This is a genomic window from Azospirillum sp. NS33 (assembly GCF_059703765.1).
In genome coordinates this window covers 35311-59680 of sequence record NZ_BAAKJB010000019.1, presented here as the reverse complement: position 1 = coordinate 59680, position 24370 = coordinate 35311, and the positions used below count along the sequence as shown (strand labels likewise).

At 73.8% G+C, this 24370-nt stretch carries 17 protein-coding genes; 11 read left to right on the top strand and 6 right to left on the bottom strand.

All coding sequences use genetic code 11. The features are described 5' to 3' along the window. Positions 1-58 precede the first annotated feature (58 nt). Both AC6H2I_RS17475 and AC6H2I_RS17470 read left to right on the top strand, forming a co-directional pair. A complete protein-coding gene (locus AC6H2I_RS17475) occupies positions 59-367 on the top strand; it encodes a hypothetical protein (RefSeq protein ID WP_497501959.1) in 309 nt (102 codons plus the stop codon). Between the two features lie 163 nt (positions 368-530). After that, positions 531-800 carry a hypothetical protein gene (locus AC6H2I_RS17470; RefSeq protein ID WP_497501958.1) on the top strand — a complete coding sequence of 90 codons (270 nt, stop codon included), beginning with the start codon at positions 531-533 and terminating at the stop codon, positions 798-800. A 36-nt stretch (positions 801-836) separates the two neighbouring features. Here the strand turns inward: AC6H2I_RS17470 and AC6H2I_RS17465 are convergent, their stop codons facing one another. From AC6H2I_RS17465 to AC6H2I_RS17450, 4 genes are all read right to left on the bottom strand, one after another. Further along, complete coding sequence (locus tag AC6H2I_RS17465) at positions 837-1802, bottom strand: zinc metalloprotease HtpX (RefSeq protein ID WP_497501957.1); 966 nt, start codon at positions 1800-1802, stop codon at positions 837-839. 55 nt (positions 1803-1857) lie between these two features. Then, entirely contained in the window at positions 1858-2286 is a 429-nt protein-coding gene (locus tag AC6H2I_RS17460; RefSeq protein WP_497501956.1) for a hypothetical protein, read from the bottom strand. Between the two features lie 75 nt (positions 2287-2361). Next, positions 2362-8766, bottom strand: a complete 6405-nt coding sequence (locus AC6H2I_RS17455; protein ID WP_497501955.1) for a DUF4347 domain-containing protein — start codon at positions 8764-8766, stop codon at positions 2362-2364. Between the two features lie 528 nt (positions 8767-9294). Then, positions 9295-10167, bottom strand: coding sequence for a phage tail protein (locus tag AC6H2I_RS17450; protein ID WP_497501954.1), 873 nt, complete (start codon positions 10165-10167; stop codon positions 9295-9297). 280 nt (positions 10168-10447) lie between these two features. Between AC6H2I_RS17450 and AC6H2I_RS17445 the strand changes: the two genes are divergently transcribed. From AC6H2I_RS17445 to astB, 7 genes are all read left to right on the top strand, one after another. After that, entirely contained in the window at positions 10448-11071 is a 624-nt protein-coding gene (locus AC6H2I_RS17445) for a hypothetical protein (RefSeq protein ID WP_497501953.1), read from the top strand. A gap of 388 nt (positions 11072-11459) precedes the next feature. Further along, positions 11460-12851: a ribonuclease J gene (locus AC6H2I_RS17440; protein WP_497501952.1), complete on the top strand. Its 1392-nt coding sequence runs from the start codon at positions 11460-11462 to the stop codon at positions 12849-12851. A 5-nt stretch (positions 12852-12856) separates the two neighbouring features. Then, positions 12857-13399, top strand: coding sequence for a PIN domain-containing protein (locus AC6H2I_RS17435; RefSeq protein ID WP_497501951.1), 543 nt, complete (start codon positions 12857-12859; stop codon positions 13397-13399). Between the two features lie 502 nt (positions 13400-13901). Further along, positions 13902-15113, top strand: coding sequence for a hydrolase (locus AC6H2I_RS17430; RefSeq protein WP_497501950.1), 1212 nt, complete (start codon positions 13902-13904; stop codon positions 15111-15113). Then, positions 15110-16165 (top strand): arginine N-succinyltransferase, encoded by a 1056-nt coding sequence (locus tag AC6H2I_RS17425; RefSeq protein WP_497501949.1) that lies wholly within the window; start codon positions 15110-15112, stop codon positions 16163-16165. The genes AC6H2I_RS17430 and AC6H2I_RS17425 overlap by 4 nt, the downstream gene beginning before the upstream one ends. Beyond that, positions 16162-17628 (top strand): succinylglutamate-semialdehyde dehydrogenase, encoded by a 1467-nt coding sequence (astD, locus tag AC6H2I_RS17420; RefSeq protein WP_497501948.1) that lies wholly within the window; start codon positions 16162-16164, stop codon positions 17626-17628. The genes AC6H2I_RS17425 and astD overlap by 4 nt, the downstream gene beginning before the upstream one ends. Further along, positions 17625-18983, top strand: a complete 1359-nt coding sequence (gene astB, locus AC6H2I_RS17415) for an N-succinylarginine dihydrolase (RefSeq protein ID WP_497501947.1) — start codon at positions 17625-17627, stop codon at positions 18981-18983. The genes astD and astB overlap by 4 nt, the downstream gene beginning before the upstream one ends. 15 nt (positions 18984-18998) lie before the next feature. Here astB and AC6H2I_RS17410 read toward each other — a convergent pair whose 3' ends face one another. Then, positions 18999-20294, bottom strand: coding sequence for a family 4 glycosyl hydrolase (locus AC6H2I_RS17410; protein WP_497501946.1), 1296 nt, complete (start codon positions 20292-20294; stop codon positions 18999-19001). A gap of 188 nt (positions 20295-20482) precedes the next feature. Between AC6H2I_RS17410 and AC6H2I_RS17405 the strand changes: the two genes are divergently transcribed. Both AC6H2I_RS17405 and AC6H2I_RS17400 read left to right on the top strand, forming a co-directional pair. Next, positions 20483-21814, top strand: coding sequence for a GH1 family beta-glucosidase (locus AC6H2I_RS17405; RefSeq protein WP_497501945.1), 1332 nt, complete (start codon positions 20483-20485; stop codon positions 21812-21814). Positions 21815-21824: 10 nt separating this feature from the next. Beyond that, positions 21825-23630, top strand: a complete 1806-nt coding sequence (locus AC6H2I_RS17400) for an ABC transporter ATP-binding protein/permease (protein WP_497501944.1) — start codon at positions 21825-21827, stop codon at positions 23628-23630. A gap of 22 nt (positions 23631-23652) precedes the next feature. Here AC6H2I_RS17400 and AC6H2I_RS17395 read toward each other — a convergent pair whose 3' ends face one another. Next, a complete protein-coding gene (locus AC6H2I_RS17395; RefSeq protein WP_497501943.1) occupies positions 23653-24261 on the bottom strand; it encodes a flavodoxin family protein in 609 nt (202 codons plus the stop codon). Between the last annotated feature and the right edge of the window lie 109 nt (positions 24262-24370).

The window sequence follows — 24370 nt, the reverse complement described above, 5'->3', positions numbered from 1 at the left end:
TTCTTCCCGACGCGGACCACCCGGCCGCAACCCGAACGCAGCATGAGGGAGACGGGCGATGGCCAAGGCGACCACCGACCATGACGAGATCCGCCGCTGGGCCGAGGATCACGGCGGCAAGCCGGCCGTGGTGAAGGGCACCGGCGACGACGGCCCCGGCCTCGGCGTCCTGCGCATCACCTTTCCCGATGCGCCGCACAATGAATCGTCGGGCATGGACCTGATCTCGTGGGACGCTTTCTTCGACCAGTTCGAATCCTCGCAGCTGGCGCTGCTCTACGACGACGCCAGCCTGTTCAACAAGATCGTCGGCCGCGACACCGTGGAGCGGCGGTCCCACGGCGACCACGACGCCAGCCGCCACTGACAGCGGCGCACGCGCGGGCGCACGCGGAGGACGCGGGCGGGCGCGGCGGACCGCAGCGACGCCGCTACCCCGTCCGCGCCCTTGCGCCTCTTCGGGCGTACCGGCAACCCGACCGGCCCTTGCGCTGTTGACAGGGGTGAGATCACCCATCGCGAGGTGCGACATGCTGACGGTCATCGCCGCCGCGTCCCTGTTCGTGGCACAGGGGACGGCGTCCTGCCCCTCCTACGACGACATCGCCAACCTGATCGTGAAGGATTTCGGGGAGCTGCCCTCGACCAACCCGACGAGCCGCGGCGGCGTGACCCTGCAGCTCTTCGCGGCGCCCGACCGCTCGACCTGGACGGCCATCCAGATCGACGACGGGCACGCCTGCATCATCGCCACCGAGGAGGATTTCTTCGGTCTGCGCCAGCCCGGCACGCCCACCTGATGCGCCCGCCGAGCCCACGCGCGCAGCCGCGTGGGCTCAGTACCAGACGCCGGGCAGGCGGTGGCGCGGCCGCCGCACGACCATCGGCAACGCCACCACCCGCACCGCCGGGTCCGGCTCGTGCGCCGCCGGGGCGTCGGCGCCGGGCAGTTCCATCAGCCGCGCCACCCGCTCCGCGGTCGCGGGATGGGTGCGCAGCAGGGACGGATCGGCGCTGGGGCGCCGGCCCGGCAGCACCAAACCCTCCCAGAACCGGCCCTGCACGCCCTCGATGCGTTGCAGGGCCGCGGCGAGGCCGAGAGGATCGCCGGTCAGCGCCGCGGCGTCGAGGTCGGCGTCGAACTCCCGGGTGCGCGAGAGGGCGAGCTGGAGCAGCGCCCCGGCCGCCGGTGCCAGCGTCAGCACCGCCACCAGCCCCCACGGCACCGGTGCGCGCTCCATCATCAGCAGCGGCAGGTTGAGCAGCAGCAAGGCCATGCCGAACAGGGACATGAAGCGGGTGAGGCTGGCCGCGAGGTCGGCGAGCCCCATGACCGTCAGGTCGTTGTTGCGGATGTGGCTGATCTCGTGCGCCAGCACGCCGCCCAGTTCACGCAGGGTCAGGGCACGGAGCAGGCCGTCGGTCAGCGCGATGGCCGCGTCCTTGCGCCCGCCCACGGTGAAGGCGTTGAGGGCGGCGCTGGGCACATAGAAGAGGTCGGGCGGCCGCTCCAGGCCGGCCCGCACGGCGAGCGCGGAGACCGCGTCGAAGAGGCGCGGCGCCTCGACCCGGCCCAGCCGCCGCGCGCCGAACAGGCCGAGCACCATCCGCGGCGACACCCGCGGCGCCAGCAGGGTGGCGGCCGCGCCGGCGACGCCCGCCCACACCACCCCCTGCCCGCCGGCGACCAGCCAGCCGCACGCCACCAGAAGGACCGCCATCCCGCCGAGCAGCAGCGCCGACTGGACAAGGTTGGCGCGCTTGCGCCGGGCGAGCACACGGTGGGCGGAGGGATCGACCATGCCGCTCATGTGGTCGGCGCGCGCGGCGCTGTCACCCCCCGGCCGTGCCCTGCGCTCATTCGGCCGGACGGCCGCCGTCGCCCTCCGCCAGCAGAGGCTCGACGGTGGCCAGCGCCTCCCGGCACTCGGCGTCGCGCCCGTCGCGGGCCGCGGTGCGCGCCTCCAGCAGCATGGCTTCGGCCTGCAGGCGCCGCGCGTCCTCCTCGGCCGCCGTCTGCGCCGGCGCCGACGGCGGCGCGGCCGCCCCCTCGGCGCCGGGCCGGACCACGCTGTCCGGCTTTTCCAGGTGGTCCATCACGGCGACCCCCAGCGACTCGTTGGTCGCCGGCGCGCTGGGCCGGGTGGCCTCGCCGTCCGCCGGGGCCGACAGGTCGATCCCGGCGTCGGCCGCCATCCGCTCGACGGCCTCCTCGCAGGATTGGGCGAGCCCGGCGGCCGGCATGGCCAGCAGCAGGGCGGTGGCGAACAGGAGCGGCCGCATCATCGGAACGTGTCCTTTGCAGTGGGGTCTGCAGAGGAAACAGCCGAGCGCGCCGTCTGTGCCCGCCCGCCCGGCCGGCTACCCCGCCAGCACGGTGATGTCGGTGTGGCTGAGGCTTCGCACGTCGAGGGTGGCGATGGTCACCGCCGCCCCGGCGCCGGTGCCGTCGGCGTCGAAGGACAGGACGCCGGTGGCGGTGTTGAAGACGAACACCGCCGCCGTGCCCGTCGGGTTGTCCAGGGCGAAGTTCTGGGCCGACAGGGTGCCGGTCGCAAGGTTGCCGAAGTTGGGGCTGACGACGGCGATGCCGTCGACCCCCGCCTCGAAGTCGGCGATGGTGTCGCCGCCCTCCGAGGAACGGCGGAAGACGAAGCGGTCGGCGCCCAGCCCGCCATAGAGGGTGTCCGCCCCCAGGTTGCCGTCGATCACGTCGTTGCCCCGCCCGCCGTACAGCAGGTCGCCGTCCTGGCCACCGAACAGGGTGTCGTCGAACTGGCCGCCGAACAGGGTGTCGGCGCCCATGTTGCCGTACAGCGCATCGGCGCCGAGCTGGCCGTAGGCGACATCGGCGTCCAGCCCGCCGAAGGCGGTGTCGCTGTCCTGCCCGCCGAAGATGGTGTCGTTGCCGAAGTTGCCGTAGAGCAGGTCGTTCTGCTTGTTGCCGTAGAGGGTGTCGTTCTCGAGCCCGCCGGTGACGGTGTCGTCCCCGTCGTCGCCGAACAGCACGTCGTTGCCCTCGGCCGAGCCGATGAAGTCGTTGCCGCCGCCGCCGCGCAGGGTGTCGTCGTCGGCTCCCAGCACGATGTACTGGGCGGCGCTGTCCCCGGTCACCACCTGGCTGCCGGCCCCGCCGGTCACCCGCACCGCGCCGACCACCGCCGCGAACTCCACGTCCTGCAACTGAAGCACCGTTCCCGACGGCAGGCCGGAGGCGTCGATCACCAGGGCCACCGGCCTATGGGTGGTGCCGGTGGTGCGGTCGCCGGTGATGACCAGGGGGGAGGAGGGCGCCGTCGTCAGCGTCGTCGTCGGCACGATGGTGCGCACCACCAGGTTCTCCTCGCCGGTCGGCAGGCTGTCCAGGAAGGAGGCGCCGACCCCGGTCATCTCGGTCTGGTCGGCGGGCTGGTCCTGGGTGCGGCTGCGGATCGCGCGGATCAGGCCGGTGAGGCCCGTCTCGGTGCCGGCCGGCGTGCTGTCGACCGTCTCTACCCGCAACCCCACGCCCACCGGCACCGCGGCCTCCAGCGTGCGCGTCCCCGTGGTCGTGTCCGTGACCAGCGGGATGTCGGCGTTGGGGGTGGTCGTGTCCTGCTCGGTCCGGGTTTCGGTGACCACGGGCACGGTGAGCACCTCGGTCTGGGTGCCGTCGGAGGCGGTCTCCGTCCCGGTCTGCACCACCACGCCGTCCACGGTCTCGGTGGTGGGTGTCGGCGTCGGGGTGGAGCCGCCCCCGCCACCGCTGTCGGGCGGCGGCGGAGCGGCCCCGGTGGTGAAGTTGAAGGTCGTCTTGTCGGTGAACCCGGCGTACGCGTTGCCGGCGGCGTCGCTGAGCGCCCCCGCCGCCACGGTGACGTAGAAGCCGCTGGAATAGGCGAGGCTGGCCGTCGGGTCGAGGGTCACCGTGGTGCCGGAGACGGTGACCCGGCCGGAGCTCGCCACGTCGAAGGTTTCCACCGGCACGTCGGCGGCGGTGTAGAGGGTGATGCTGCCCGTGCCCTTGGCCATCGCCTCGGAGAAGGTCAGCACGATGTTGCCGGAAACGTCGACGCCGGTGGCGTTGTCCACGGGCGAGAGGGTGGCCAGGGTCGGCGCCGTGGTGTCGATGACGATCGCCTTGTTGGCCCCCAGCGAGCCGGCCGCACCGGGTGTGGGCAGGGTCAGGGTCGCGTCGTTGCCGGCGGCATCGCGGATGGTGCCGCCCGACAGCGCCAGCGCGCTCGTCGACACGTAATTCAGGTCCGCCGCCGTGTCGCCCGCCTGGACCACGTAATTGAAGGTCAGGGTCCCGGTGCCGCTGCCCGAGGCGTAGGACGCCGTGCGATCCGTTATTCCCGTTTCCAGGAACAGGGTCGGCGTGCCGGTCACCGTCACCGCCTGGGGGAAGGTGACGGTGATGGCGATGGTGTCGCCCGCCTTGTAAGACCCGTCGGCGGTCGACGCCGACACCGCCGTCACCGTGGGCGACGTGGTGTCGATGACGATCGCCTTGTTCGCGCCCAGCGACCCGGCCGCCCCGGGCGTGGGCAGCGTCAGCGTCGCCGCGTTGCCCGCCGCGTCGGCGATGGTGCCGCCCGACAGCGCCAGCGCGCCGGTCGACAGGTAGTCCAGGTCCGCCGCCGTGTCGCCCGCCTGCACCACATAGTCGAAGGTCAGGGTCGTGCCGCCGCTGCCCGAGGCGTAGGACGCCGTGCGGTCGGTCGTCCCCGTCTCCAGGGTCAGGGTTGGCGTGCCGGTCACCGTCACCGCCTCGCTGAACGTCACCGTCACCGCGATGGTGTCGCCCGCCTTGTACGCCCCGTCGGCCGTCGACGACGACACCGCCGTCACCGTCGGCGGGGCCGCGTCGATGACGATCGCCTTGTTCTCGCCCAGCGACCCGGTCGCCCCGGGGCTGGGCAGCGTCAGCGTCGCCGCGTTGCCCGTGCTGTCGACGATCGTCCCGCCCGACAGCGCCAGCGCTCCGGTCGACAGGTAGTCCAGGTCCGCCGCCGTGTCGCCCGCCTGCACCACGTACATGAAGTTCAGCGTCGCGCCGCCGCTGCCCGACGTGTAGGTCGCCGCGCGGTCCGTCGTTCCCGTCTCCAGGGTCAGGGTCGGCGTCCCCGTCACCGTCACCGCCTCGCTGAACGTCACCGTCACCACGACGGTGTCGCCCGCCTTGTACGTGCCGTCTGCCGTGCTGGAGGACACCGCCGTCACCGTCGGCACCACGGCGTCGACCACGATCGCCTTGTTGGCGCCCAGCGACCCGGCCGCCCCCGGCGTCGGCAGCGTCAGGGTCGCCGGGTTGCCGGTGCTGTCGACGATGGTCCCGCCCGACAGCGCCAGCGCGCCGGTGGACAGGTAATCCAGATCCGCCGCCGTGTCGCCCGCCTGGACGACGTAATTGAACGTCAGGGTCCCGGTGCCGCTGCCCGAGGCGTAGGACGCCGTGCGGTCGGTCGTCCCGGTCTCCAGGGTCAGGGTCGGCGTCCCTGTCACCGTCACCGCCTCGCTGAACGTCACCGTCACCGCGATGGTGTCGCCTGCCTTGTAGGTCCCGTCGGCCGTCGACGACGACACCGCCGTCACCGTCGGCACCACGGCGTCGACCGCGATCGCCTTGTTCGCGCCCAGCGACCCGGCTGCCCCCGGCGTCGGCAGGGTCAGCGTCGCCGCGTTGCCCGCCGCGTCGGCGATGGTGCCACCCGACAGCGCCAGCGCGCTCGTCGACAGGTAGTCCAGGTCCGCCGCGGTGTCGCCCGCCAGGACGACGTAGTTGAACGTCAAGGTCCCGGTGCCGCTGCCCGAGGCGTAGGACGCCGCGCGGTCGGTCGTCCCGGTCTCCAGGGTCAGGGTCGGCGTGCCGGTCACCGTCACCGCCTCGCTGAACGTCACCGTCACCGCGATGGTGTCGCCCACCTTGTACGTGCCATCCGCCGTGGGCGACGACACCGCCGTCACCGTCGGCACCGTCTTGTCGTAGGTGACGGACTTGGTCGCCTGGGTCGCCGCGTTGCCCGCCGCGTCCGACACGTCGGCGGTGATCGACACCGCCCCTTCCGTCAGCCCCTGCACCTCGCCACTGGACAGCGACACCGACCACGCGCCGGCGGTCACCGTCGCCGTCTTGGCCACCCCGCCGACGTTCACCGTCACCGTGCGGCCGTCGGCTCCCACCGCGGTGCCCGACACGGTCAGGCTGGAATCGTCCTCGGTCGCGTTGATCCGGTCGTCGCCCGACACCGTCGAGATCGCCAGCGTCGGCGCGGTCTTGTCGTAGGTGATGGACTTGGTCGCCTGGGTCGCCGCGTTGCCCGCCGCGTCCGACACGTCGGCGGTGATCGACACCGCCCCTTCCGTCAGCCCCTGCACCTCGCCGCTGGTCAGCGACACCGACCATGCGCCGGCGGTGACCGTCGCGGTCTTGGTCACCCCGCCGACGTTCACCGTCACCGTGCGGCCGTCGGCGCCCACCGCGGTGCCCGACACGGTCAGGCTGGAATCGTCCTCGGTGGCGTTGATCCGGTCGTCGCCCGACACCGTCGAGATCGCCAGGGTCGGCGCGGTGGTGTCGATGACGATCGCCTTGTTCGCGCCCAGCGACCCGGATGCCCCCGGCGTCGGCAGCGTCAGGGTCGCCGCGTTGCCCGCCGCGTCGGCGATGGTGCCGCCCGACAGCGCCAGCGCGCCGGTCGACAGGTAGTCCAGGTCCGCCGCCGTGTCGCCCGCCTGGACCACGTAGTTGAAGGTCAGGGTCGTACCGCCGCTGCCCGAGGCGTAGGACGCCGTGCGGTCGGTCGTCCCGGTCTCCAGGGTCAGGGTCGGCGTGCCGGTCACCGTCACCGCCTCGCTGAACGTCACCGTCACCGCGATGGTGTCGCCCGTCTTGTACGCCCCGTCCCCCGTCGTCGCCGACACCCCCGTCACGGTGGGCGCCGTGGAGTCGATGACGATGGCCTTGTTCGCGCCCAGCGACCCGGTTGCCCCGGGCGTGGGCAGGGTCAGCGTCGCCGCGTTGCCCGCCGCGTCGGCGATGGTGCCGCCCGCCAGCGCCAGCGCGTTGGTCGACAGGTAGTCCAGGTCCGCCGCGGTGTCGCCCGCCTGGACGACGTAGTTGAACGTCAAGGTCGCGGTGCCGCTGCCCGAGGCGTAGGACGCCGTGCGGTCCGTGGTGCCGGTCTCCAGGGTCAGGGTCGGCGTGCCGGTCACCGTCACCGCCTCGGTGAACGTCACCGTGACGGCGATGGTGTCGCCCGCCTTGTACGCCCCGTCCGCCGTCGTCGCCGACACGCCGCTCACCGTCGGCACCGTGCGGTCGAGGGTGTAGGTCTCGCCCGACGAATAGTCGCCGTTGTTGGCCCCCGCGCCGCCGAGCGGCGTGGGCAATGCGGTGACGATGGTGTCGTCGTCGACCACGTCGAGGCGGATCGTCCCGTCGCCGCTGCCGGTTCCCACCGTCACCGTCCAGGTCGTCCCCGCGCCGGTCACGTTGGTGACGGACGCCCCCGTCACCCCGCCCGTCGTGGTCACCGTGAAGTCGCTGGCGTCGACACCGCTGACGCTCTGGCTGAAGGTCACCGTGTAGGTGACGCTGGCGGCATTGGTGGTCGCCGTCGCCGGCGTCGTCCTCGTGATCGAGGAGACCGACGGCGGCGTCGCCGTGATGTTGTCGAGGATCAGGTTCTGCAGCGAGAACCATGGGGCGGAGTCGGCGCCGGTGAAATCTTCGGAAAACTCGATCGAGAAGCTGCTGATCTGCAGAAATTCGTTGGCACTGCCGAACGTGTTTTCCGTGTGCGCAAAAATACCATTGTCGGTCGTCGCGAGGGTCCCGGTCTTGGTGCCACTCTTGTTCGTGGTCAGGGTGTAGCCGGCGCGGTTGGTTTGGCCGGTCGTGCTGTCGAACATCTTGATGGACTGCAGATCGAAGGTGTAGCCCACCATCGTCACAGTGATCTTCAAGGTGTCCGCACCACCTTGCGACGTTCCGTCCAGCAGCGTGTAACCCGGGGCGAGGCCGTAATAATACCCGAGGATGACGCCACTGACGTCGGTGTACTGCTCCAGCGTGAAGGTCAGGTCGTAACCGTTCTCGGTGAAGGTTTCCGATGCCGCGCCGGTCACGGTGTCCGAGCCGGACGTGGCCAACGTGAACGTGGTCGGGGCGAGCACGGCCGCGAAGCGGTCCTGGCCCGCCGCGGTGATCGCCACGGCGGTGGCGACGTCGCCGACCGTCGCGTCCAGCCGCCAGTCGCCACCCAGGGCGGCGGCCCCGGTGGGGCCGGTGGACGCCGCGACGTCGGCCCCCACCAGCTCCGCCAGCGCGGACACGAACCGCCCGCCGTCGCCGGCGGCCACGTCGCAGCCGTACAGCAGCAGGTCGCCCCCCGGCGCAAGCGCCCCCCCCAGCGCGGCGAGGTCGCCGGCCCGGGCGACCGCGCCGTCGCGGTCCAGCGCCAGCGTGCCCAGCCGGAGGCTTCCCTCCGTCCCGTGGCTCAGCACGTGGATGGCGTCGTAGCCGGTCTTCCCCGCGGCCCACGCCGCCATCTGCGCCAAGCCGTCGCCGGTGCCGTCCAGCACCACCACCGCGACCCCCGGCGCCACGCCGTTGGCGAGGTCCTGCCAGCCGGACACGGCGGTGTCGATGAAGGCCACCTCCCGGTGCCCGGCGGCGTTGAGCGCGGGGTCGGCCTGGCGCAGGACCTGGACGGAACCGGCCCCGTCCAGCGGGGAGATCGTCTCGGCGTTCCCACCACCCATGCCCGAATCGCGTGCCATATCCATCATCCCTGCCTCAGACCGTCCCGGCGAACCCGATGCCTCCCGCCCCGAACGCTGCAGCGTGCCGCCCGTCCGGCTGGCCGCCGGCACCCATGGAACGCAAACGTTGCAGCCGCGGCTGGCAAACCGTATGAAAGCGATATACCGCGGCATACGCCGTCCTCGCAAGACAAGAAACGCCGCATGCGAACGGTCCCGATGCCCCAACACAGTAGTCGGGCCGACTCCAATCGAATCGCACGCCAAGTCACCGCACCCGCGGCCAGCTCCTGACACCCGGTGACCTGTGACGTGTTTTACGTTCGCTTAACCTTGCGTTGCCAGCGCCTGATGCGGACCGGCAACGGCAGCCCACGGCAACTCCGCCACGCAACGCTTGATCCACACATGTCTCGCGGGCGCTCGTCGCGGCTGCCACCGCCGGGCCGGGTGCGGCGCTCCGGCACCGCCTCCGTGGTCGCGACCAGGGCGGCCCCGCCCGACCGACGGGCGGAGCCGCGCTGTGACGCGCCGGTTGTGGCCCGGTCAGGGCCGGTCAGGGAAGATGCCGTTCTCCATGATGCAGGCGGTCAAGGCCAACACCGGCGCCTGGGTGGGAACGGTCATGGCGGCGTCCGGCACGCCGGTCGGCTCGACCGTCACCGTGCCGCCGCTGCCGCCGGTGACGGTGAGGGTGACGTCGCCCTTGGCGCTGCCGACGAGCGTCCCGCCGGACGCGGTGCCGCTCACGGTACCGGTCGCGCTGCCGGTTACCGCGCCCGCCGGGCCGATGATCGTGGTGTTGCCGTTCCCCGCCGGAGCGTAGATGTTCGGCGCCGGCGAACTGCCGGATGTCAGCAGCACGTTGTCACCAACGTTCTGGTTGCGCCCGGCAACGTTCGTGGTGCCGATCTTCGCGTCGGCGGAGACGTTCAGATTGGCGCTGGCACTGAAGGGCAGGCCGCTCACCGCGCCGTCGAGTGGAATGTCGACGGTGCCGCCGACGGTGCGGCCGCTGCCGCCGCTGCTCGTGAAGATGGCGCCGTGGGTGTGCCAAGGCAGCGGCACCGCCACGGTCACCTGCCGCTGGCCGTCCTGCTGCCCCACCTGGTAGGGGCTCAATCCCGGACCTTGGCCGGGGCCGACGGGCGCTCGGCCGCGCAGGTCCGGCAGCCCGAAATTGGTCCGGGCATCGCCGCCATACGTCGTTCCGAGCAAGGCGTACAGCGCCTGGTAGCCGTTGATGGGGAGCAATCGGCCGTCCGCCGGCAGCCAGCCGCGCGGGCAGAACTGGTTGGCGAAATAGCAGACGGTACCGATGTAGGAGTCCGGGCTGCACGCGGCAGCCGGGGTGCTGGCACCGGCGCTCACGGCGAGCGCAGCGGCGGCAAGCAACGCCGAACGAAACGTCCTGGTCACGATTGCATTTCCTTCCCGTCGGTTGTGATGCGGGCCACATGGGACCGCCATGCGCTGCAACATGGCCCGTCGCGCGGCGCCATGGTCGCATTGCCGCGTCACGTCGCGCCCTGGCCATCATTGTCATGCAACCGCTGAATGTCGCTTGATTTTTTCCAACAAATTTCGACAGTCCGCAGGCACTGTGCGTCGTGGCAGCGCGCGACATGGCACCGTGACGAACCGGGCGGGCCCGCGCAGCCACCGCCGTCCGCGATCCGCTGCCGGAGAAACCCGCCCGATGCGCCGTCCCGTGCCCGCCGTGCTGCTGCTCGCCACGCTCCTGTGGTCCGGATGGCCGGGCGCGGCGTTCGCGCAGCTGCCCGATCCCCCGCCCCGCCCCGCCGACCGGCCGCCGCTGCGGCTGCACGATGCGACGCCGCGCGTTCCCGAAGCGGCGCCACCGCCCCCGCCGCAGGACCGGGGGGCGCCCCCCCCAATCAGCACGCCCGCCACGCCCCTGGTTGCCATGCCGCCGTCGGCGCCACCCCTGTCGGCCCCGCCCACCCCCCCGTCGGCGCCACCCGCCCCCCCGCCGCCGGCGCGCACGGACGCGGTGGCCGTGGTCCAGGGGTTCTACGCGGCGCTGGGGCGCGCCGACGGGGTCGCCGCGAACAGCTTCCTGGTCCCGGAGAAGCGCGGCCGCGGCGCGTACGACCCGCAGGGCATCGCCGCCTTCTACGGCGCCATGGCGGAACCGCTGGTGGTCCATGCCACCGGCCGCCTGGACGAGCGGATCGTCCGGGTGCGCTACACCTACCTGCACCGCAGCGGCCGGCGGTGCAACGGCGCCGCCGATGTCGCGCTGACCCCGGGGAACGGCGGGTTGCTGATCGAACGCATCCGCCCGCTCAACGGATGCTGAGGGCGACTCGGCGCGAATGCCCTTGACAACGTGCCGCATCGCACAACATACAGAAGCGTCTTTCGGGGTCTTGTCACCCCACCCGTTCCGCCGCCGGTGTCCCGGCCGCCCCGGCCGCACGGCGCCGGCCGGCGCCGACACCGCCGCGGAACGCAGGATACGGATCACGCACCGCCGATCGGTGCACGCCCGCCTGGCAGCGTCGAATGCCGGCACCGCACGAAGACGTCCCCTAACGACCCGCACGATCACGAAAAGAGAGTCTATGAGCCTTCACAGATCCCGTGGGCGCGCCGCGTCCCACGGCCGGCCGGCCGCATCCCGCGGCACGGCAACGCCGAACCACGGCCGCGCACCGGCGCGCGCCGCCCGGCCCAAGGTCGGCCCCGTGCCGGGCGCCGACGAGGTGCTGTTCCTGCCGCTCGGCGGCTGCTCGCGCATCGGCATGAACATGGCGCTGTACGGTCATGCCGGGAAATGGCTGATCGTCGACGCCGGCGTCGCCTTCATGGGCGACGAGGCGCCGGGCATCAACGCCCTGATGGCCGATCCCACCTTCATCGAGCGGCGCATGGACGACGTGGTCGGCCTGGTCGTCACCCACGCCCACGAGGACCACATCGGCGCCATCCACCATCTGTGGCCGCGCCTGACCTGCCCGATCTACGCCACGCCCTTCGCCTCGGTGGTGATCCGCGAGCGCCTGAAGGAGAAGGGCAGCCTGCGCGAGGTGCGGCTGAAGACCTTCGAGGTCGGCGCCGCCTTCGACGTCGGCCCGTTCCGGGTCGAGAGCATTGCCGTCACCCACTCGATCCCCGAGCCGGTGGCCCTGGCCATCCGCACCGGTGCCGGCACGGTGCTGCACACCGGCGACTGGAAGCTGGACCCCGAGCCGCTGGTGGGGCAGACCGCCGACATCGCGGCGTTCAAGCGCCTCGGCGACGAGGGGGTGCTGGCCATGCTGTGCGACAGCACCAACGCCGACGTCGAGGGCGCCACCGGCTCCGAAGCCGAGGCCCGCGCCGGGCTGATCGAGGCCTTCGCCGGCCGCAAGGGTGCCATCGCGGTGACCGGCTTCGCCTCCAACGTCGCCCGCATGAGGGCGGTGGCCGAGGCGGCGGCGGCCAACGACCGCAAGGTGGTGCTGGCCGGCCGGTCGCTGCTGCGCATGGAGGCGGCGGCGCGCGCCTGCGGCTTCCTGGACGGGCTGCCCGATTTCCTCAGCGTCGAAGAGGCGGCGTGGACCGACCGCCGCACCCTGGTGATGATGTGCACCGGCAGCCAGGGCGAGGAGCGCGCGGCGCTGAGCCGGGTTGCCCGCGGCAACCACCGCCAGCTCTGGCTGGAGGCCGGCGACACCGCGATCTTCTCCGCCCGCGCCATCCCCGGCAACGAGGACGCCATCGGCTCCGTCCAGGACCACCTGCGGGCCCGCGGCGTCGCGGTGCTGACCCCGGCCGACGCGCCGGTCCACGTGTCGGGCCACCCCAAGCGCGACGACCTGCGCCGCATGTACGAGATGGTGCGGCCGCGCTTCGCGGTGCCGGTGCACGGCACCATGGCGCACCTGGAGGCGCACGCCCGGCTCGCCCGCGAGTGCGGCGTGGAGCGCGCGCTGGTGGTGGAGGACGGCGACCTGGTGCGGCTCTCGGCCGCGCACACGGCGGTGGTCGGCCACACCGAGCCGCGGCGCCTCGCCGACGACGGCCGGGCGCTCACCCCGTGGGAAGGCACCCTGGCCCCGGGCGACGCCGTGCAGAAGCTCGCCCTGGCGGCCTGACGGCGGTGTCCGCCACCAACGGTCCGGGCGGCCCGGGCGGCCCGGCGCGCGTGGTGGTCGACACCAACGTGTTCGTCGCCGCCGGGTTCAAGCCGCACAGCGCCGCCGCCCGCGTGCTGGAGGCGGTGCGCGAGGGACGGCTTCGGCTGGTGTGGGACGGGCCGACCCGCAGCGAGACACGCGCGGTCGTGACCCGCATCCCCCGGCTGGAATGGGCGCGCGTCGCCGGCCTCTTCCGGGCGGAGGACGAGCACACCGCGCCGACCGACCCCGGCGCATTCACCGTGGTGCAGGACCCGGGCGACCGCAAGTTCGCGGCGCTGGCCGCCGCCACCGGGTCGGTCCTGGTGAGCAACGACGCCCACCTCCTGTCCTGCGACGGCGCCATCGGCGCCGCGGTGGTCACGCCGCGGGCGTGTCTGGGGATGTGGGACGCCGCCGCCGCTCCGGCCGCCGCTCCGGCCGCCGGCCGGCCGCTGGCGGCGGAACCGGCAGCGGCATCCCCCGCTGCACCCACGCGCGCAGGCGGGCCGCGAAATCCGGGGTGACGGAGGCGTTCCACATCAGCAGCGCCCACACCGCCACCGCATCCGGTGCGCCGAGCGCCGCGGCCAGCCGCTCGCAGCCGGCGTCGATCCCCGCCCCGGACCCGCCGGCGGCCGCGAGCCGCGCCCGGATCACCGCCGGCCAGGGCTGGCGCAACTGGCAGCGGACATCGAAAAGATCGGCGGGCGGCGGGCGGCGCGGCATGGCGGACGGGCTCCGGGTGGGCGGTACGGATGGCAACATCCTGCGCAACCACCCGTCGCCGCGGCCCTCAGGGGTTACCCCCTCGGCGGGCGTCCGTTGCGGCCGATCTCCCGGTCGAGCGCCCCGCCCTCCCCCGCGTTGGTGACCCCCCACTCCGCATCGCACGGCCCGTCGTCGCCGCGCACGGCGGTTCCCCGGCCCCGGAATCGCCCGCGCCGGCTTGGCGCGGCGCGGCGCCATCCCACTTGACTCCCTGCCGGTGTGCCGCACCCCGCGGCCGGCAGGGCGCAAGGGGGATCTGTGATCGGAGCTCCGGACATCGCCGCGCTGCGGCCGCACCTGGCGTGGCTGGACGACCGCCGTCCGGCGATGGAGCGGCTGGTGCAGCGCTGGGCGGCGATCAATTCCGGGTCCGGCACCCCCCCCGGTCTCGCCGCCATGGCCGACGCGCTGGCGGCCGACTTCGCTCCCCTGGGCACGCTGCACCGCCATCCCACCCCGGCCGGCGACCTGCTGAGCCTGGAACGCCGGCCCGACGCGCAGCGCCGGATCGTCCTGGCGATCCACTACGACACGGTGTTCGGGCCCGACCACCCCTTCCAAACGGTGCAGGCGCTGGACGCCGACACCCTGAACGGGCCCGGCGCCGCCGACGCCAAAGGCGGCATCGCCGTGCTGCTGCACGCGCTGCTGGCGCTGGAGCGCAGCCCCTTCGCCGCCGGGGTGGGCTGGCGGGTGCTGCTGAACCCGGACGAGGAGACCGGGTCCCACCACTCCATCGCCGCCATGACCCGGGCGGCCGCCGGCGCCGATTTCGCCATGCTGTTCGAGCCCGCCCTGGAGGACGGCACCATGGCCGGGGCGCGCAAGGGCAGCGGCACCTTCACCCTGTCGGTCCACGGCCGCGCCGCCCACGCCGGGCGGGCCTTCGCCGACGGGCGCAACGCGCTGACCGCGCTGGCGTCGGCCATGGTGGCGCTGGACGCCCTCAACGGCCGGCGCGCCGGCGTGACCGTCAACGTGGCCCGTGTCACCGGCGGCGCCCCCAGCAACGTCGTTCCCGACACCGCCCACGCCCACCTCAACATCCGGGTCCCGACCCCGGAGGACGCCGCCTGGGCCGAGGCCGCATGCGCCGCCGTCGCCGCCACGCTGGAGCGGCGCGACGGCATCCGCGCCACCCTGCACGGCGGGTTCTCCCGCCCGCCCAAGCCGGCCGACGCGCGCCAGCGCCACCTCCAGGCCTGGGTCGGCGGGTTGGGGGCGGCGCTGGGGGTGCCGGTGTCCTGGCGCGACACCGGTGGGTGCTGCGACGGCAACAACCTGGCCGCCGCGGGGGTCCCCAACATCGACACGCTGGGCCCGCGCGGCGGCCTCATCCACAGCGACGGGGAGTACGTGCGGCTGGACAGCCTGGTCGAGCGCGCCGCCCTGTCCGCGACCATGCTGATGGCGGTGGGCGCCGGCGCGTTCGCCTGGCCCGAGCCCGCCGGCACGGAGGCCGGGCGGTGAGCGCGGCGGGCGCGTTGATGCTGCGGCCGGCCCGGCCGGCCGACCGCGACGCCCTGGTGCGGCTGGCGGAGACCGCCGGCGGCGGCCTCACCACCCTGCCCGCCAGCGCCGAGGCGCTGGAACGCCGCATTGCCCGCTCCTGCGAGGCCTTCGCCGCCGCCATCGAGGCACCCGGCGGGGAATCCTACCTGATGCTGGCCGAGGACCCGGCCGACGGCCGCATCGTCGGCAGCTCCGGGCTGTTCTCCGCGGTCGGGCTGGAGGCCGGCTTCTTCAACTACCGCATCGTCCGCCTGACCAAGACGTCGCGCGAGCTGGGGGTGCGGGTGGACGCCCGGCTGCTGACCCTGGTCAACGACTTCACCGGGGCCACCGAGGTCGGCACCCTGTACCTCGCCCCGGGCCGGCGCGGCGGCGGCAACGGCCAGCTTCTGGCACGCAGCCGGTACCTGGTCATGGCCCAGTTCCCCGACCGCTTCGCCGACACCGTGGTGGCGGAGATCCGGGGCTGGCTGACCCAGGACCACCAGAGCCCGTTCTGGGACGCCATCGGCCGCCACTTCTTCCGCATGCCCTTCCCCGAGGCCGACCTGTTGAGCGGCCTCGGCAACTGCCAGTTCATCGCCGACCTCATGCCCAAGCACCCGATCTACGTCGACCTCCTGCCGCCCGACGCCCAGGCCGCCGTCGGCAAGCCCCACGACCAGGCCCAGCCGGCGCTGGCCCTGCTGCTGCGCGAGGGGTTCCGCTTTTGCCAGGCCGTCGACATCTTCGACGGCGGCCCGCTGGTGGAGGTGCGGCGCGACGACATCCGGACGGTGCGCGACAGCCTGGAGGCGCCGGTGGAGCGCCTGTTTCCCGGCGGCGGCCCGCCCACCCACATCGCCGGCACCACCGACCTCGCCGCCTTGCGCGTCGCCCGCGTCCATGCCCGGGTCGGCGCCGATGGCGGCCGCACCGGGGTGGCGCTGGCCGAGGCCGACGCGCGGCGCCTCGGCGTCGGGCCGGGCGCCGCGCTGCGCCTGGTCGCCCTCGACGGAGGCGCCCGATGACCCGTCCCGCCCTGCTGATCGGCGACTGGCGCGCCGGCCGCGGGCCGCGGCTGCGGTCCGAGGACCCCTGCACCGGCGCCACCGTGTGGGAGGCCCCATCGGCCGACGCCGCCGACGTGGCCGAGGCGGTGGTGGTCGCCCGCACCGCCCAGCCCGGCTGGGCCGGCTGTGGCCCCGCCGCCCGCATCGCCGTGGCCGAGGCCTACCGCGCCGTGCTCGAGGCGCGGCGCGACGGGCTGGCCGCCGCCATCGCCGCGGAAACCGGCAAGCCCCGCTGGGAGGCCGCGGCCGAGGTCGCGGCGATGATCGGCAAGGTCGCGCTGTCGGTGGCGGCCTACCACGAGCGCACCGGGGAACGCCGCGCCGGGGAGGGGGCCGGTGCCGCCACGCTGCGCCACCGCCCGCACGGCGTCGTGGCGGTGTTCGGCCCCTACAATTTCCCCGGGCACCTGCCCAACGGCCACATCGTTCCGGCGCTGATCGCCGGCAACTGCGCCATCTTCAAGCCCAGCGAACGCACGCCGCTGGTGGCCGAGCGCATGGCCGCGTGCTGGGTCGAGGCCGGCCTGCCGGCGGGCGTGCTGTGCCTGGTGCCGGGCGGGCGGGACACCGGCGCCGCCCTGGCCGACCACCCCGGCATCGACGGCCTGTTCTTCACCGGCAGCGCCGCCACCGGCACGGCCCTGCACCGCCGCTTCGCCGGCCGGCCCGGCACCATCCTGGCGCTGGAGATGGGCGGCAACAACCCGCTGGTGGTGTGGAGCGTCGCGGACACCGCGGCGGCCGCCGGCATCGTCGTCTCCTCGGCCTACGCCACCGCCGGGCAGCGCTGCACCTGCGCGCGCCGCCTGATCGTGCCGGCGGGACCGGAGGGCGACCGGGTGGTGGCCGCGGTCGCGGCGCTGGCCGGCCGGCTGCGCGTCGGCCCGCCGGACGCCGAGCCGGCGCCCTTCATGGGGCCGGTCATCGACAACGCCGCCGCCGACGCCCTGCTGGCGGCCCAGGACGGGCTGCTGGCGGCCGGGGCGGAGGCGCTGCGCCCGCTGGCCCGCACCGTGCCCGGCCGTCCCTTCCTCGCCCCGGGTCTGGTCGACGTGACCGGCGTCGCGGCACGCCCGGACGAGGAACTGTTCGGGCCGCTCCTGCAGGTGGTGCGGGTCACCGGGTTCGAGGCGGCGCTGGCCGAGGCCAACGCCACCCGCTATGGGCTGGCGGCGGGGCTGGTGTCCGACGACGGGGCGCTGTGGGAACGGTTCCGCCACGCCGCCCGGGCCGGCATCGTCAACTGGAACCGGCCGCTCACCGGCGCCTCCAGCGCCGCGCCGTTCGGCGGAATCGGCGCCAGCGGCAACCACCGCCCCTCGGCGTGGTACGCGGCGGATTACTGCGCCCACCCCATCGCGTCGCTGGAGGCCCCGCGGCCGGAGGACCCGACCCCCGCGATGACCGGGCTGGCGCCATGACCGGGGACGGGGAACGCACGGTGGAGGCCAATTTCGACGGGCTGGCCGGACCGACCCACAGCTTCGCCGGCCTGTCCTGGGGCAACGTCGCCTCGGCCGGCAACGCGCGGCGCGCCTCCGACCCGCGGGCGGCGGCCCGCCAGGGACTGGCGAAGATGCGCCTGCTGATGGAGCGCGGCGTCGTCCAGGGGGTGCTGCCGCCCCACGAGCGCCCGCACCTGCCGACCCTGCGCGCCCTGGGCTTCGCCGGCAGCGACGGCGCGGTGCTGGAGGCGGCGTGGCGGGCCGACCCCAGCCTGGTGCTGGCCTGCGCCTCGGCGTCGGCGATGTGGGCGGCGAACGCCGCCACCGTGTCGCCCTCGGCCGACTGCGCCGACGGCCGCGTCCACCTGACGCCCGCCAACCTGGTCGCCATGCCCCACCGCGCCATCGAGGCCACGGTGACCGCCCGGGTGCTGCGCGCCCTGTTTCCCGAAGGGGAGCGCTTCGCCCACCACCCGCCCCTGCCCGCCCACGCCGCCTTCGGCGACGAGGGGGCGGCCAACCACACCCGCCTGGCCGCCCGCCACGGCGCCCCGGGGGTCGAATTCTTCGTCCACGGCCGCCGTGCCTTCGCCGCCGGCGGCCCGGCGCCGGCCCGCTACCCCGCCCGCCAGACCGCCGAGGCCGCGGCGGCGGTGGCGCGCCTGCACCGCCTCGACCCGGCCCGCACGGTGTTCGCCCAGCAGGCTCCCGCCGTGGTCGACGCCGGTGCCTTCCACAACGACGTGGTGGCGGTGGGCAACGGCCCGGTGCTGCTGTTCTGCGAGCACGCCTTCGTCGACACCCCGGCGGTGCTCGACACCCTGCGCCGCGCGCTGGACGGGGTGGGAACGGCGCTGCACCCCATCCCCGTGCCGGTCGCCCGGGTGCCGGTGGAGGCGGCGATCCGCAGCTACCTCTTCAACTCCCAGCTCCTCGACCGTCCGGAGGGCGGCATGCTCCTGCTGCTGCCCGCGGAATGCCGGGAGGAGCCGGCGGTCGCCGCCTGGGTGGCGGAGACGCTGGCGGCCGGCGGCCCGATCGCCGAGGCCCTGCACGTCGACCTGCGCCAGAGCATGCGAAACGGCGGCGGCCCGGCCTGCCTGCGCCTGCGGGTGGTGCTGAACGCTGCCGAACGCGCGGCCGCCAACCCCGCGGCGTTCCTCGACCCGGCCCGGGCCACGGCGCTGGAGTCCTGGATCGGCCGGCACTACCGCGACCGCCTCGCCCCCGACGACCTGCGCGATCCCCACCTGCTCGACGAGGGCCGCCGGGCGCTGGACGAGCTGACCGGGCTGCTGCGGCTGGGGGCGGTCTACGACTTCCAGCGCTGACGCCCAGGCGTCGCCTCACACGCAGGGCCGGATGTAGGGCGCGTTGACCGCCCACAGCTCGTCCAGCAGCGCCACCGCGGCGTCGGTGGAGGTGACGACCGGGTCGATCAGCAGGGCCTGCAGGGCGATCTCCTTCGACGCGTGGACCGCCGCGTCCACCGCCAGCTGCTGCACGCCGGCCTGGACCTGGAGCAGCTTGGCGATGGCGTCGGGCAGCGGCCCGAGCGACACGGGGTGCACGCCCCCGGCGTCGGCCACCACCGGCACCTCCACCGCCAGGTCCGGCGGCAGGTTGGGGATGGCGCCGCGGTTCATCACGATGGCCGATTCGATCCAGCGCTTGCGGTTGTGCAGGACGCCGCCGATGGCCGCCACCGCCCGCTCCCCCCAGGACGGCTTCAGCCAATCCTCGGGCAGGGGGCGGGTGCCCGCCACCACCTCGTCGATCAGGGTCTGGAGATACGCGCGGTTGGTCGCGTCGCCGGCGAAGTCGAAGCCGCGCTCCCCGGCTTCCCAGCCGTAGGGGAGGTATTCGCCCATGTGGTCGTCGCCGCAGGTCGGCCACAGCCCGAAGGCGTGGAAGAGGCGCCGGGTCAGGGGCGTGAAGGCGGGGTCGTGCGCCGCCTCGCGCGCGCGCAGCGCCGGGTAGAGGTCGCGGCCGGTGGCGGCCTCGCGGATGTGGGTCAGCCACTGGAAGTGGTTGAGACCGGCCCCCACCACCTCCACCTCGGCCTCCGGCCGGCCGAGGATCTGGCAGACGAACCACCGGGCCATGAAGATGCCGTGGCACAGCCCCATCGCCTTCAGCGGCGTGTGGCGCCCCAGCGCCAGCACGATCCGGCTTTCCGGATTGGAGAAGTTGATGAACAGGGCCTCGGGGCAGAGGTCGGCCACGTCGCGGGCGAGGTCGAAGATCAGCGGCAGGGTGCGCAGGGTGAAGAACAGTCCGCCGGGCCCGCCGTTCTCCCCCAGCGTGTGACGGATGCCGTGCTTCCGGGGGATCTCGAAGTCGAGCTGCCACAGGCGGTTGCGGTCGATGGCCACGGAGTTGACGACGAATCCGGCGCCGTCGAGGGCGGCCCGGCGGTCGGTGGTGTGCTCGATCCGCAGCGACCGGCCGGTGGCCGCGTCGAGGCGCCGCGCCAGCCCGGCCATGCGCTCCAGCGCCGCCGGGTCGGTGTCGACCAGGACCAGGGTGGCGCCCGCCAGCTCGTCCGTGGCGAACAGGTCCTGAAAGAGGCTGACCCCGAAGGCGGCGCTGCCGGCGCCGATGAAGACGATCTTCGTGGTGTCGCCGCTGCGCCCGCTCATGGCCCGACTCCGCGCCTGCCCATGACCACAGCCTAAGCCCAAGCCGTGCCCGTGTCGCCCCGCGATTTTGCCGCACCGTGATTGCAACGCATTGCAATGCAACAAAAATTCGTCGCCGGTGGAGAGCCGTGGCGCGGCGGCGCGGGATGCGTCATGCTTCGTCGACGCCGCCGCGTGGGACACCGACCATGACCGCCTATGCCTTTCCGAAGGGATTCCTGTGGGGCGCCTCCACCGCCGCCTACCAGATCGAGGGGGCGGTCGACGCCGAGGGGCGCGGGGCCTGCGTGTGGGACACCTTCACGGCCGCCGGGCGCATCCAGGACGGCAGCAGCGCCGCCGTGGCCTGCGACCACTACCACCGCTGGACCGGGGATGTGGCGCTGATGAAGGAGGCGGGTTTCACCGCCTACCGCTTCTCCATCGCCTGGCCGCGCGTCCTGCCCCAGGGGCGCGGCGCGGTCAACGGGCCGGGCCTGGACTTCTACGACCGCCTGGTGGACGGGCTGCTGGCCGCCGGCATCCGGCCGATCGCCTGCCTCCACCACTGGGACCTGCCGCAGCCCCTGGAGGACGACGGCGGCTGGCAGGGCCGGGGCATCGTCGGCGCCTTCGCCGACTACGCCCGGGTGGTGGCGGCCCGCCTGGCCGACCGGGTCGGCGACTGGATGATGCTGAACGAGCCCAACGTGGTGGCGACCCACGGCTACGGCACCGGCGAGCACGCCCCCGGCCACCGCCTGGGGGAGGACGGCATCCTGCGCGCCCTGCACCACCAGAACCTGGCCCAGGGGGCGGCGCTCCGCGCCCTGCGGGCCGAGCACGCCGGGCTCCGCCTGGGCACGGTGATCAACCTCCAGCCCTGCCGGGCCGAGGACGACCGGCCGGAGAACCTGGCCGCCGCGGCGCGCTGGGACGCGGTGTGGAACCGGGTGGCGCTGGACGGCGTGCTGCGCGGCGCCATCCCGCCCCTGCTGGCCGCGCGCATGGCGGCGATCGTCCGGCCCGGCGACGCGGAGGCGATCCGCTTCCCCCTCGACCTCCTGGGCATCAACTACTACTCGCGCATGACCATGAAGCACGAGGCCGGGCGGCCGTTCGACGTCGGGTGGGGCGACGCCCACTGCGACCGCTGGACCGCCATGGCCTGGCCGGTGCAGCCGGACGGCCTGTACGACCTGCTGTGCGAGATGCGCGACCGCTACGACAACCTTCCGGTGTTCGTCGCCGAGAACGGCGCCGCCTACGATGACGCGGTGTCGGCGGACGGCCGGATCCGCGACGCCGAGCGGGTGGCCTTCCTGCGCGACCACCTCGTCGCCGTCGCCCGGGCGGCGGCCGCGGGCTGCAACGTCACCGGCTATCTCTGCTGGAGCCTGCTCGACAACTTCGAGTGGGCGTTCGGCCTGTCGAAACGCTTCGGCATCGTGCGCGTCGACTACGACACGCTGGAACGGACACCGAAGGACAGCTACCGCTTCCTGGCCGAGGTTGCCCGCCGTGGCGTGTTGGATGCCTGAGCGGACCCCCATGGCCACCCCGACCGCAGCGCCCCCGCCCCCATCCCCGCCCCCCTCCCCGCCGCACCGCGCCGCCTTCGCCCGCCGCTTCCTGGACCTGGCGGGGGGCTACTGGTCGGGTCCCGACCGCTGGAAGGTGCGCCTCCTGTCGGCGGCGCTGCTGGCGCTGACGGTCGTCAGCGTGGTCGTGCCGGTGCTGATCAACCTGTGGAGCCAGCGCTTCTTCGACGCCCTGGAGCAACGCTCCATGGACCGCTTCCTGGCGATGATCGCCGCCATCGTCGGCATCATCGCGCTCAACATCGTCACCATCGTGCTGCACCTGCGGGTGAAGCGGCGCCTGCAACTGGGCTGGCGCGCCTGGCTGACCGACCGGCTGCTGAACGACTGGGTGTCGCAGGGCCGGCAGCACCAGGTGACCCATCTGCCGGGCGAGCATGACAACCCCGACGGCCGCATCGCCGAGGACGTCCGCATCGCCACGGAATACGCCTTCGAGCTGGGCCTCTCGCTGACCTACTGCGTGCTCCTGCTGTTCAGCTTCACCTCGATCCTGTGGGAGCTGTCGGGGGCGCCGGAGATCACCCTGTTCGGCCACCCGGTCGCGGTGCCGGGATACCTGCTCTATGTCGCCCTGCTCTACGCCGGGGCGGCCACCACCATCGCCATGCTGATCGGCCAGCCCCTGGTGCACGCCGCCAACCGCCGCCAGCGGTACGAGGCGGATTTCCGCTTCGGCCTGGCCCGGGTGCGCGAGCACGCCCAGGAGGTCGCCCTGCTGCACGGCGAGGGCGACGAGCGGCGCCGGCTGGGCGGGCTGTTCCAGGGCGTGCGCCGCGGCTGGCACCGCCAGACCCGGGCGCTGTCCAACATGATGACCTTCACCTCGGCCTATTCGGTGCTGTCGACCGCCGTGCCGATCCTGGTGGCGGCGCCGCGCTACATCGGCGGGGCGATCACGCTGGGCGTGCTGATGCAGACCGCCCAGGCCTTCCAGCAGGCGGTGGCGGCGCTGTCATGGCCCATCGACAACCTGCCGCGCGCCGCGGAGTGGAAGGCCTCGGTGGAGCGCGTGCTGGGCCTGCACGAGGCGCTGACCCAGCTCGACGCGGCGGCCGACGGCGACGCCCGGGCGCGCATCCTGGTGGAGCGCCTGGACACCGAGCGGAACCTCTGCTTCCACGGGGTCGCCATCACCGAGACCGACGGGCGGCCGCTGGTCGAGCGGTTCGACCTGACGGTCGAGCCGGGTGAGCGGGTGCTGATCACCGGCGACGCCGGCGCCGCGCTGCGCCTGTTCCGCGCCGTCGCCCGGGTGTGGACCTGGGGCACCGGGCGGATCTCCCTGCCCGCCCACACCCGCGTCTTCTTCATGCCGCAGCGCCCCTACCTGCCCCACGGTGCGTTGCGGGCGGCGCTCAGCTACCCCGCCGTCCCGGAGACGGTGGGCAACGCGGCGGCGCAGGCGGCGCTGGCCCGGGTCGGTCTGGCCCACCTGGTGCCACGCCTCGACGACGCCGGCCATTGGGACGAGGTGCTCACCCTGCCGGAGCAGCAGCGGCTCGGCTTCGCCCGCCTGCTGATCCGCCGCCCCGACTGGATCTTCGTCGAACACGCCACCGATTCCCTGGACCCGGCCGAGGAGGAGGCGCTGCTGGCCCTGCTCGACGAGGACTTCCCGCGGGCCACCCTGCTGACCATCGGCAGCCACCCCGGCCTGGCGGCCCACCACCGCCGCACGCTGGTGCTGGAGCGCGCCGGCGACACGGTGCGGCTGCGCGAGGCGAGCGCCCGGCTGGTGGAACCGGCGGCGTAGCGCCCGGCCCGCCCGGCGCGGCTCATCCGGCCGGGTAGGGCCGCTCCTGGAGGAGGCGGGCGAGGTGTGCGGCGTTGCGGGCGGCCATGGCGGAGGTGGAAAGGATGGCCTCGGGCGTCCGTTCCAGATCCCTGAAATCGGTCTTCTCCATGGCCCGGCCGACCCAGTAGCACACCGCGTTGGCGGCCAGGGTGAACCCGACGTCGTTCAGCGCCTGGAACAGCGCGGCCGAGACGTGGTGGGCGCCGTCCTCGTTGCCGACGACGGCGACCAGCGCGACCTTGCCGGAGGACACCAGGCGCCCCTGCGCGTCGGTCTCGCCGAGGAAGGCGTCCATGCGCTCCAGCACCCGCTTGCAGACGCTCGACGGCTGGCCCATCCAGATCGGCGTGCCGAGCACGAGGATGTCGGCGTCCAGCACCCGGCGCCGCAGCGCGGGCCAGGCGTCGCCGGGCCCCTCGTCGGAGGTGACGCCCGGCTTGACGTCGTGGTCGGCGATCCGGACGGTGCCCGCCGCCTCCACCCCGTGGCGTGCCAGGTCGCCCAGCAGAAGGCCGATCATCGCATCGGTCGACGATGGCCGGCTGGACGGCTTCAGGGTGCAGTTGAGCGCGATGGCCTTGAGCGGCATGCCGTCCTCCTGAGGCTGTGATGGTCCAAGCCGAGCCAACATCGGGCGGCGGGAAAGGTTGCCGGCCGGCCGTCCCCGGCCATCATGCCCGTTCCGCGGCGGCGCCGCC